Raw genomic sequence first — 12,345 nt, forward strand, 5'->3', positions numbered from 1 at the left:
AGTAGTGGCGAGCGAACGGGGACTAGCCCTTAAGTGGCTTTGAGATTAGCGGAACGCTCTGGAAAGTGCGGCCATAGTGGGTGATAGCCCTGTACGCGAAAATCTCTTAGTCATGAAATCGAGTAGGACGGAGCACGAGAAACTTTGTCTGAATATGGGGGGACCATCCTCCAAGGCTAAATACTACTGACTGACCGATAGTGAACTAGTACCGTGAGGGAAAGGCGAAAAGAACCCCGGAGAGGGGAGTGAAATAGATCCTGAAACCGTATGCGTACAAGCAGTGGGAGCAGACTTTGTTCTGTGACTGCGTACCTTTTGTATAATGGGTCAGCGACTTATTTTCAGTGGCGAGCTTAACCGAATAGGGGAGGCGTAGCGAAAGCGAGTCTTAATAGGGCGTCTAGTCGCTGGGAATAGACCCGAAACCGGGCGATCTATCCATGGGCAGGTTGAAGGTTAGGTAACACTGACTGGAGGACCGAACCGACTACCGTTGAAAAGTTAGCGGATGACCTGTGGATCGGAGTGAAAGGCTAATCAAGCTCGGAGATAGCTGGTTCTCCTCGAAAGCTATTTAGGTAGCGCCTCATGTATCACTGTAGGGGGTAGAGCACTGTTTCGGCTAGGGGGTCATCCCGACTTACCAAACCGATGCAAACTCCGAATACCTACAAGTGCCGAGCATGGGAGACACACGGCGGGTGCTAACGTCCGTCGTGAAAAGGGAAACAACCCAGACCGTCAGCTAAGGTCCCAAAGTTATGGTTAAGTGGGAAACGATGTGGGAAGGCTTAGACAGCTAGGAGGTTGGCTTAGAAGCAGCCACCCTTTAAAGAAAGCGTAATAGCTCACTAGTCGAGTCGGCCTGCGCGGAAGATGTAACGGGGCTCAAACCATACACCGAAGCTACGGGTATCATCTTCGGATGATGCGGTAGAGGAGCGTTCTGTAAGCCTGTGAAGGTGAGTTGAGAAGCTTGCTGGAGGTATCAGAAGTGCGAATGCTGACATGAGTAACGACAATGGGTGTGAAAAACACCCACGCCGAAAGACCAAGGTTTCCTGCGCAACGTTAATCGACGCAGGGTTAGTCGGTCCCTAAGGCGAGGCTGAAAAGCGTAGTCGATGGAAAACAGGTTAATATTCCTGTACTTCTGGTTATTGCGATGGAGGGACGGAGAAGGCTAGGCCAGCTTGGCGTTGGTTGTCCAAGTTTAAGGTGGTAGGCTGAGATCTTAGGTAAATCCGGGATCTTAAGGCCGAGAGCTGATGACGAGTGTTCTTTTAGAACACGAAGTGGTTGATGCCATGCTTCCAAGAAAAGCTTCTAAGCTTCAGGTAACCAGGAACCGTACCCCAAACCGACACAGGTGGTTGGGTAGAGAATACCAAGGCGCTTGAGAGAACTCGGGTGAAGGAACTAGGCAAAATGGCACCGTAACTTCGGGAGAAGGTGCGCCGGTGAGGGTGAAGGACTTGCTCCGTAAGCTCATGCCGGTCGAAGATACCAGGCCGCTGCGACTGTTTATTAAAAACACAGCACTCTGCAAACACGAAAGTGGACGTATAGGGTGTGACGCCTGCCCGGTGCCGGAAGGTTAATTGATGGGGTTAGCTAACGCGAAGCTCTTGATCGAAGCCCCGGTAAACGGCGGCCGTAACTATAACGGTCCTAAGGTAGCGAAATTCCTTGTCGGGTAAGTTCCGACCTGCACGAATGGCGTAACGATGGCGGCGCTGTCTCCACCCGAGACTCAGTGAAATTGAAATCGCTGTGAAGATGCAGTGTATCCGCGGCTAGACGGAAAGACCCCGTGAACCTTTACTATAGCTTTGCACTGGACTTTGAATTTGCTTGTGTAGGATAGGTGGGAGGCTTTGAAGCGTGGACGCCAGTTCGCGTGGAGCCATCCTTGAAATACCACCCTGGCAACTTTGAGGTTCTAACTCAGGTCCGTTATCCGGATCGAGGACAGTGTATGGTGGGTAGTTTGACTGGGGCGGTCTCCTCCTAAAGAGTAACGGAGGAGTACGAAGGTGCGCTCAGACCGGTCGGAAATCGGTCGTAGAGTATAAAGGCAAAAGCGCGCTTGACTGCGAGACAGACACGTCGAGCAGGTACGAAAGTAGGTCTTAGTGATCCGGTGGTTCTGTATGGAAGGGCCATCGCTCAACGGATAAAAGGTACTCCGGGGATAACAGGCTGATACCGCCCAAGAGTTCATATCGACGGCGGTGTTTGGCACCTCGATGTCGGCTCATCACATCCTGGGGCTGAAGCCGGTCCCAAGGGTATGGCTGTTCGCCATTTAAAGTGGTACGCGAGCTGGGTTTAGAACGTCGTGAGACAGTTCGGTCCCTATCTGCCGTGGACGTTTGAGATTTGAGAGGGGCTGCTCCTAGTACGAGAGGACCGGAGTGGACGAACCTCTGGTGTTCCGGTTGTCACGCCAGTGGCATTGCCGGGTAGCTATGTTCGGGAAAGATAACCGCTGAAAGCATCTAAGCGGGAAACTTGCCTCAAGATGAGATCTCACTGGAACCTTGAGTTCCCTGAAGGGCCGTCGAAGACTACGACGTTGATAGGTTGGGTGTGTAAGCGCTGTGAGGCGTTGAGCTAACCAATACTAATTGCCCGTGAGGCTTGACCATATAACACCCAAGCAATTTGCTGACCTGAAAAGGCACCAGATTGCGGTGTGTGAAGACGAAACGAACCGAAAGTTCGAAATTCACAAACACCTAGCTGTCACATACCCAATTTGCTGAAGCGAGGCCATCTGGTCACGAGTCAGTACCCGAATTTCTTGACGACCATAGAGCGTTGGAACCACCTGATCCCATCCCGAACTCAGCAGTGAAACGATGCATCGCCGATGGTAGTGTGGGGTTTCCCCATGTGAGAGTAGGTCATCGTCAAGATTAAATTCCGAAACCCCAATTGCGAAAGCAGTTGGGGTTTTGTTTTGCCTGCGAGAAAGTTCTTACAGCCTTCGCAGACCTCGTCCGGCTGTCACAGCCGGCCGACAATGCTAAGGTTCTGCCTCGGCTTTAGCGATTTTCCAAGGAATCCATATGTCGGACGCCCAGTCCCTCAACGCTGCATTCATGGTGGTTCAGAGCAACAGTCTCGATGAGTTGCGCAGTCTTGTGGTCAGCATCATGCGGCGCTACCCTCTGGCACCCCTGGAAAACGAAATCGCTTTGGTGCAAAGCAACGGCATCGCCCAATGGCTCAAACTGGCATTGGCCGAAGATCCTGAAGACGACGACCTTGGCGGTTGCGGGATCGCTGCGGCGATTGACGTTCAACTACCCGGCAGTTTCATGTGGCAGCTCTATCGCCTGGTATTGGGACGAGAAGAGATTCCGCCTAAATCCCTGCTCGATAAGGCTCCGCTGACTTGGCGCCTGATGCGCCTCTTGCCACAGGTAATCGATCGCCCCCATTTCGAGCCGCTGCAACGCTTCCTTACCCACGACAGCGATCTGCGTAAGCGCTACCAATTGTCAGAGCGCCTCGCTGACCTGTTCGACCAATATCAAGTTTATCGGGCCGACTGGCTCGAGGACTGGGCTGAAGGGCATCATCAACTGCGCAATGTCAGAGGTGAAATAAAACCGCTGCCACCGACCAGTTGCTGGCAGGCCGAGTTGTGGCGAGCGCTGCTGAATGATGTCGGCGAACAAGGCATGGCGCAGAGCCGTGCCGGCGTCCATCAACGTTTCATGGAACGCATCAACACCCTTGATGAGGCTCCGGCTTCACTGCCGCCGCGCGTTATCGTCTTTGGCATTTCTTCATTGCCCGCACAAGTTCTTGAAGCGCTCGCCGGTCTGGCGCGCTTCAGTCAGGTTCTGCTTTGCGTACACAACCCCTGTCGCCATCACTGGGCCGATATCGTTGCCGACAAGGATCTGCTGCGACATCAATACAAGCGCCAACAACGCAAAAGCGGGATGCCCGTTGTACTTGATGCCGAAACCCTGCATCAGCACGCGCATCCGTTGCTGGCCGCTTGGGGCAAGCAAGGTCGCGACTATATCAACCTGCTCGACAGCTACGACGATCCCAACAGCTACCGCGCAGCCTTTCGTGACGGCCGCATCGACCTGTTCAGCGAAGCCCAGCCGCACAACATGCTTAACCAGCTTCAGGACGACATCCTCGAATTGCGCCCCCTCAACGAGACTCGTGAGCTCTGGCCCGCTGTCGACCTGACGCAGGACCAATCGATCCGTTTTCACATCGCCCACAGTGCCCAGCGCGAAGTCGAAATCCTGCACGATCAACTCCTGGCGCGTTTCAGCGCCGACCCGGCTCTACGCCCACGGGACGTGATCGTGATGGTCCCTGATATCGACAGCTACGCCCCGCATATCCGCGCGGTTTTCGGTCAGCTCGATCGATTTGACCCGCGCTTCATTCCGTTCACTTTGGCGGACCAGGGCCAGCGAGGACGTGATCCATTACTGATCGCCGTCGAGCACCTGCTCAAGCTGCCGGACAGCCGTTTCCCGGTCAGCGAGATTCTCGACCTGCTCGATGTTCCAGCTCTGCGTGCTCGCTTTGGCGTAGAGGAACGTGACCTGCCAACCCTGCACCGCTGGATCGAGGGTGCCGGCGTGCGTTGGGGCATGAGTGCCGAACAACGGGCCGGTCTCGGATTGCCTGAGGAACTGGAGCAGAACAGCTGGCATTTCGGTCTACGCCGAATGCTGCTGGGCTACGCCGTCGGCAGTGCCGATGCATGTGCAGGTATCGAGCCTTACGACGAAATTGGTGGACTTGACGCTGCCCTGATCGGGCCATTGGTGGCGCTGCTGGATGCCTTGGAAATCGCTCATCAGCAACTCACGCAACCGGCTCAACCGAAAGAGTGGGGGCTGCGCTTGCAGGCGCTGATGCAAGTGTTCTTTCAGGCGAGCAACGAGCACGACGACTACCTGCTGACTCAGCTCGAAGAGCTTCGCGAGACCTGGCTGGAGACCTGCGAGGCGGTCGGCCTGACTGACGAACTGCCGCTGACTGTCGTGCGCGAAGCCTGGCTCGCCGGGCTCGATCAGGGCCGTTTGTCACAACGATTCCTCGCAGGTGCGGTGAATTTCTGCACCTTGATGCCGATGCGTGCCATTCCTTTCAAACTGGTTTGTCTGCTGGGCATGAACGACGGCGATTATCCCCGCGCGCAACCACCGCTGGACTTCGATCTGATGGGCAGCGATTACCGACCTGGGGATCGCTCACGACGTGAGGACGACCGCTATCTGTTACTTGAAGCGCTGTTGTCCGCGCGCTCTCAGCTCTACATCAGTTGGGTCGGTCGCAGCATCCGCGACAACAGCGAACGACCTGCCTCGGTGCTCATCGGCCAGTTGCGCGATCACCTCGCCAGCGGCTGGCGTTCAATCGACCCTACCCAGGATCTATTGGAAGCGCTGACCGAAGAACACCCCCTGCAACCTTTCAGTGCCCGCTATTTCCACGAAGGCGAGCAACTGTTCAGCTACGCCAGCGAGTGGCAGGTGTTACATCAAGAGAAAGCGCAGCAAAGCGAAGCGCCGTTACTCGCGCCATATGTTCAAGAGGAACCGTTGACGCTGGCATTGCTGCAGGATTTTCTGCGTAATCCGGTTCGGCATTTTTTCACCCAGCGTCTCAAGGTCTATTTCGAGGCGGCGCAAGCGCCGTTGGCAGATGAAGAACCTTTCGTGCTGGACGCCCTACAGCGCTACACGCTGAGCGACAGTTTGCTGGAAGCCGCACTCAGCCAGCCGGACAATATCGATCAGGCACTGCAAGCCCGGGCGCTGCGCCTGCAAAACAGTGGTCTGCTGCCTATGGCCGGTTTTGGCGAATGCCTACAGCGTGAACTGATCGAACCGCTGCCGGATCTTCTGCAGCGTTATCAACAGTTGCTGACGTTATGGCCGACGCCATTGAGTAGTGCAATCCCGGTCAGTCTCGACTTGCAGGGTTTGCGGCTGGAGGGCTGGCTCGCAAACCTGCATCAACGCGCCGATGGCGGCCTGCTGTCGGTCACGACCATTCCCAATAGCATCGGCTCGATCAAAACTCGCAAGTGGCATCGGCTGACCAAATCGTGGGTTACCCATCTGGTCGCCTGCGCCAGCGAGCATGCGCTGACCACGGCATTGGTCGCCAGTGACGATACGTTGTTGCTGGAGCCAATGGAGCGAGACCGAGCGTTGCGTTTGCTCGGTGACCTGCTTCTTGCGTGGCAATCAGGCATGCGCCAGCCCTTGCCGATTGCGATAAAAACCGCGTTCGCCTGGTTGTCTCAAACTGACCCGGTCAAAGCCGAAGCAGCTGCGCGAAAAGCCTATGACGGTGACGGCCAGACCAGCAACGGCGAGCGGCGTGAAAGCCCGGCACTGCTCCGGCAATATCCCGACTTCGATGCATTGTTGGCAGACGAAACCTTCACCGGCTGGTGCGACGCGTTGTACCGCCCATTATTCGAAGCGCCGTGGCGTTCCTTGTCCAGCGAAGGTACGCGCGCATGAGTACCAAAACACCTTTGGCTCTGGCCTTCCCGCTGCGCGGCAGTCAGTTGATCGAAGCAAGCGCAGGCACCGGCAAAACCTTCACGATTTCGGCACTTTATCTGCGGCTGATTCTCGGCCATGGCGGCGAGACAAGCGGTTTTGCACGCGAACTGCTGCCGCCGCAAATCCTCGTAGTGACGTTTACCGACGCTGCTACCAAAGAGCTGCGTGAACGGATTCGGACACGCTTGGCTGAGGCCGCGCGGTTCTTCCGCGACGAAATTGTTGCCCCGGACGGACTGATTGCCGAGCTGCGCGATCAGTTCGATCCGCAGCAATGGCCGGGCTGCGCCAACCGCCTTGATATCGCCGCGCAGTGGATGGACGAAGCCGCCGTCTCGACCATTCACAGCTGGTGTCAGCGCATGCTGCGCGAGCATGCGTTCGACAGCGGCAGCCTGTTCACGCAATCCCTGGAAACCGATCACAGCGATCTGCTCGGCGAGGTGCTGCGCGATTACTGGCGGCTGTTCTGCTACCCGATGCAGGGCGATGCGCTGAACTGGGTGCGCAGCAATTGGGGTGGCCCCGCCGCGTTGTTGCCTCGGGTGCGCGGTTTGTTTGCCAGCGAGCGTGACACCGATGAAGGCAAGGCGCCCGCGGAGCTGATCGAGGAGTGTTTGCTGGAGCGGCGAGCGGCGTTGGTCGAACTGAAAATGCCTTGGCGTGACTGGGCAGACGAGCTGCTTGCTCTCTGCCATGAAGGCGTCGCCAGCAAAACCGTCGATGGCCGCAAGATGCAGGCGCGTTATTTCGAGCCCTGGTTCGAGAAGCTCAAGACCTGGGCCGAAGACGAGTCGCTTGAGCAACTGGACATTGGCACCGGCTTCACCCGATTGACGCCCGATGGCATGGCCGAGGCCTGGAAAGGCCAGGCTCCCAGTCATCCGGGGCTGGACGCCATGCCCGGACTCAAGTCGAGCCTGGATGCCTTGCCGACGCCCGATGCTGCTGTTCTGCAACACGCTGCCAAGTGGGTCGGCGCGCGTTTTGAAGAAGAGAAGCGCCGTCGCGCAGAAATGGGGTTCGACGACATGTTGCTGCGTCTGGATGCCGCGCTGCAATCGGAGGGCGGCGAGCGTCTGGCAACGCTGATCCGCGAGCAGTTCCCGGTCGCGCTGATCGACGAATTCCAGGACACCGACCCGGTTCAGTACCGCATCTTCGAGAGCATTTACCGCATCGAAGACAATCACCCTGACACCGGCCTGTTCCTGATCGGCGACCCCAAGCAGGCGATCTATGCCTTCCGTGGTGCCGACATCTACACCTATCTGCGCGCACGTCAGGCCACTACCGGCCGTTTGCATACACTAGGCACCAACTTCCGCTCCAGCCACGGCATGGTGACAGCGGTCAATCACGTATTCGAACGCGCCGAGTCCCGAGAGCAGGGACGCGGCGCGTTTTTGTTTCGCGAAAGAAATGGCGAGAACCCGGTACCGTTCCTCCCGGTCGAGTCTCAGGGACGCAAGGAAACGCTGCGGATTGCCGGGCAAGACGTCGCGGCACTCAATGTCTGGCTACTGCCCAGCGATCAGCCGCTGTCCGGCGCGGTTTATCGCCAGCAAATGGCCGCCGCCTGCGCCAGTCAAATCACCGCACTGCTCAATGGCGGGCAAACCGGCAGCGCTGGTTTCTTTCAAGCAGACGACTTCAAAGGTTTACGCCCTTCGGACATCGCGATCCTCGTCCGCGACGGTAAGGAAGCCCAGGCCGTACGCGCCGAACTCGCCGCCAGAGGGGTGCGCAGTGTTTATCTCTCGGACAAGGATTCGGTGTTCGCCGCGCAAGAGGCGCACGACCTTCTGGCGTGGCTGAAGGCTTGCGCCGAGCCCGATGTCGAACGTTCGCTCAAGGCTGCGCTGGCTTGCACCACATTGAACCTGCCGCTGATCGAACTGGAGCGCCTGAACCAGGATGAAATGGTCTGGGAAGCCCGGGTCATGCAGTTCCGCGGCTATCGAGAGCTTTGGCGCAAACAGGGCGTGTTGCCAATGTTGCGACGCCTGCTTCACGACTTCCACCTGCCGCAAACCCTGATGCAGCGCAGTGACGGCGAACGCGTGCTGACCAACCTTTTGCACCTCTCGGAACTGATGCAGCAAGCCGCCGCTGAACTGGACGGGGAGCAAGCGTTGATCCGCCATCTGGCCGAGCTGCTGGCACTGTCCGGTCAGGCCGGTGAAGAGCAGATTCTGCGTCTGGAAAGCGACGAGCAACTGGTTAAAGTGGTGACCATCCACAAATCCAAGGGGCTGGAATATCCGCTGGTGTTCCTGCCATTCATTTGCTCGGCGAAACCGGTGGATGGCAGCCGTTTGCCGCTGCATTACCACGACGCTGCGGGCAAGGCGCAGTTCAGCCTCAAGCCTACCCCCGAGTTGATCGCCCTGGCTAACGATGAGCGTCTGGCCGAAGATCTGCGTCTTCTGTATGTCGCGTTAACCCGCGCGCAGCATGCCTGTTGGCTGGGCATCACTGATCTCAAGCGCGGCAATAACAACAGCTCGGTGCTGCACCTGTCGGCGTTGGGTTATTTGCTCGGTGGCGGTGCCGCTTTGGGCGAGTCCAGCGAACTGAATCGCTGGCTGCGGGATCTGCAGCAAGACTGCCCGGTCATCGGCATCGGCGAAATGCCTCAGCCCACTGACGAGCATTACCAGCCGCCGCGCAATGAAGCAGTCCTGCGAGCCACGCTACGGCCCAAGCGCAAAGCCAGTGAAAACTGGTGGATCGCTTCCTATAGCGCTTTGCGCATCAGCGACATATTGAGCGTCGGCAGCGATGAAGCACCGGACAGTCCGCAGGCGCAAAAGCTCTTCGACGACGAGCGCCTCGATCCCGACGCGCCACATGAAATCAGCAGCGGTGGCGCCGATATCCACCGTTTTCCTCGCGGACCGAATCCCGGCACGTTTTTGCATGGCTTGCTCGAATGGGCGGGCGCTGAAGGTTTTTCGGTTACCCGCGAAGCGCTGGAAGATGCAATTGCCCGGCGTTGCAACCTGCGCGGCTGGCAAGGCTGGATCACCACGCTGACTGACTGGCTGCAGCATTTGCTCAAGTCACCGTTGCCGATCGCTGGCGGGCAACCGCCGGTGGTTCTTGAGCAGTTGAAGCAATACCGCGTCGAGATGGAGTTCTGGTTTGCCAGCCACAAAGTCGACGTGCTCAAGCTCGACGAACAGGTGCGCCAGCACACCCACAATGGCGTCGCCCGGGTGTCGGCGGAGCCGGTACAACTCAACGGCATGTTCAAGGGCTTTATCGACCTGACCTTCGAGCACGCTGGCCGCTATTACGTCGCCGATTACAAATCCAATTGGCTCGGCGTGGATGATCAGGCCTACACGGTGCAGGCGATGGAGCAGTCGATCCTCGACAACCGTTATGACCTGCAATACGTGCTGTATCTGCTGGCACTGCATCGCCAGTTGAAGGCGCGGCTGGCGGATTACGATTACGACCGTCACATCGGCGGGGCGCTGTATCTGTTTCTGCGCGGTACGCGTGCGGAAAGTCGCGGCGTGTACTTCGTGCGTCCGCCACGGGAATTGATCGAACGCCTCGACCGGATGTTCCAGGGCAAACCCGAACCCAAGTCCGAACCCGCCTGGGAACAGGGAGTCCTGCTATGAGCCGCACATTCGCCGATCTGCTGCCGACGCCGCTGGAAGCGGACAGCCTGTCGAAACTCTCGCCGCTGACCCGCGCCGATGATTTGCTGTTGTTGCTGAGCCGTTGGGTCGAGCGCGGCTGGCTGCGCGCGCTGGACCGCGCCTTTGTCGCGTTCCTGCATGAACTCGAGCCCCAGACCGACCCGTTGGTGTTGCTGGCGGCGGCGTTGACCAGTCACCAACTCGGCCATGGTCACGTGTGTCTGGATTTGTTCGAAACCCTCAAGGCGCCGGATTTTGCCCTGTCATTGCCGCCCGAAGGCGATGTGCAGGGCGGTGTGTTGTTGCTGCCCTCGCAATTGCTCGAATCGCTCGATGGAGCCCATTGGTGCAAAGTGCTGGCAAGCAGTCCATTGGTGGCCCTGGCCGCTGACCCGAGTGAAACAGCGCAGACACGTCCGCTGGTGCTGTCCTCGAAACGCCTGTACCTGCGCCGCTACTGGACCTACGAACGCCGCATCGATGCAGCGTTGCGCCAACGCTTGTTGCAGCAGGAGCCGACGCCGGATGATCTGCCGCAGCGTCTGAACGAATTGTTCGGCGGCGCGGAATCCGCAGCTGTCATCGATTGGCAAAAACTCGCCTGCGCCATCGCTACGCGCAGCGCCTTCAGCATCATCACTGGCGGCCCGGGCACCGGGAAAACCACCACGGTGGTGCGCTTGCTCGCGTTGTTGCAGGCACCGGCCGTCGAGGCTGGCCATCCGCTGCGCATTCGTCTGGCGGCACCGACCGGCAAGGCCGCTGCGCGTTTGACCGAGTCGATCAGTCAGCAAGTGCAATCACTGCAAGTCGCCGAAGCGGTGCGCGCGGCGATCCCCAGCGATGTGACCACCGTGCACCGTTTGCTCGGCAGTCGACCGGGCACTCGCCACTTCCGTCACCATGCCGGCAACCGCCTGCCGCTGGATGTGCTGGTGGTCGATGAAGCGTCGATGATCGACCTGGAAATGATGGCCAATTTGCTCGACGCCATGCCGGCCCATGCTCGGCTGGTACTGCTGGGCGACAAGGATCAGTTGGCCTCGGTCGAGGCCGGCGCGGTACTGGGCGATCTGTGCCGTGACGCCGAGGGCGGTTGGTACAGCCCGCAAACGCGACAATGGCTGGAGTCGGTCAGTGGCGAGTCGTTGCAGGGCAGCGGTTTGCATGAGGACCGCGACGGCACCCACCCGCTGGCGCAGCAAGTGGTGATGCTGCGTCACTCGCGCCGCTTCGGCGAGGGCAGCGGTATCGGTCAGCTCGCGCGCCGGGTCAATCAGCAATTGGCCGATGAAGCGCGGCAGTTGCTCGCGGTCGGCAGCTACGACGACGTGTATTCGCTACCGCTCAAAGGCGAGCACGATCTCAAGCTCGAACGTCTGCTGCTCGAAGGTCACGGCAACGGCCCGCAAGGTTACCGCCATTACCTGAGCGTACTGCGCGATCAGCGTCCACCGTCGACGCGGCCCCTTGAGCATGCGGCCTGGACCGATTGGGCGCGGGAAGTCTTGCAGGCGTTCGACACGTTCCAGTTGCTGTGCGCCGTGCGCAAAGGGCCATGGGGCGTTGAAGGTCTGAACCAGCGCATTACCGCTGCCTTGCTCAAGGCGCGTCTGATCGAGAGCGATCAGCAATGGTATGAAGGTCGGCCGGTGCTGATGACTCGTAACGACTATGGTCTGGGCCTGATGAACGGCGACATCGGCATCGCCCTGAAACTTCCCGAGCGTGAAGGCGCAGAAATCGGCAAGACGGTTCTGCGCGTGGCCTTCCCGCGTAACGATGGTCAGGGCGGCGTGCGCTTCGTGTTGCCGAGTCGACTCAATGATGTCGAAACCGTGTACGCCATGACGGTGCACAAGTCCCAGGGTTCGGAGTTCGCCCACACGGCGCTGATCCTGCCGGATGCGTTGAACCCCGTGCTGACCAAAGAACTGATCTACACCGGAATCACTCGCGCCCGGCACTGGTTCACCTTGATCGAGCCGCGTGCCGGCGTGTTTGAAGAGGCGGTGCTGCGCAAGGTCAAGCGTCTGAGCGGGCTGATGCTGGAACTGGAAGAGGGCACCGAGCCTCCGGTATGAAGCGCTGAATGACCGACAACGAGTACT

General features: G+C 58.7%; 3 protein-coding genes and 2 rRNA genes (1 of these 5 only partly in view). All 5 read left to right on the top strand.

Annotation, left to right across the window (positions count from 1 at the left end; all coding sequences use genetic code 11):
• Positions 1–2,654, top strand: a 23S ribosomal RNA gene (locus AB4N41_RS12295) (it extends 240 nt beyond the left edge of the window).
• A gap of 154 nt (positions 2,655–2,808) precedes the next feature.
• A 5S ribosomal RNA gene (rrf, locus tag AB4N41_RS12300) occupies positions 2,809–2,924 on the top strand.
• A 153-nt stretch (positions 2,925–3,077) separates the two neighbouring features.
• Entirely contained in the window at positions 3,078–6,530 is a 3,453-nt protein-coding gene (gene recC / locus AB4N41_RS12305; RefSeq protein WP_252877393.1) for an exodeoxyribonuclease V subunit gamma, read from the top strand.
• The gene (gene recB, locus AB4N41_RS12310) at positions 6,527–10,213 is read left to right on the top strand and encodes an exodeoxyribonuclease V subunit beta (protein ID WP_252877394.1); all 3,687 of its coding nucleotides are present in this window, start codon (positions 6,527–6,529) and stop codon (positions 10,211–10,213) included. The genes recC and recB overlap by 4 nt, the downstream gene beginning before the upstream one ends.
• Entirely contained in the window at positions 10,210–12,318 is a 2,109-nt protein-coding gene (recD, locus tag AB4N41_RS12315; RefSeq protein ID WP_252877395.1) for an exodeoxyribonuclease V subunit alpha, read from the top strand. The genes recB and recD overlap by 4 nt, the downstream gene beginning before the upstream one ends.
• The last annotated feature ends 27 nt before the right edge of the window (positions 12,319–12,345 follow it).

The sequence above is a fragment of the Pseudomonas sp. S2_A10 genome (assembly GCF_054668465.1).

Excerpts from the sequence above, each read along its gene's own strand:
- recC (WP_252877393.1), top strand. The coding sequence starts at position 3,078 with ATGTCGGACGCCCAGTCCCTCAACGCTGCATTCATGGTGGTTCAGAGC.
- recB (WP_252877394.1), top strand. The coding sequence starts at position 6,527 with ATGAGTACCAAAACACCTTTGGCTCTGGCCTTCCCGCTGCGCGGCAGT.
- recD (WP_252877395.1), top strand. The coding sequence starts at position 10,210 with ATGAGCCGCACATTCGCCGATCTGCTGCCGACGCCGCTGGAAGCGGAC.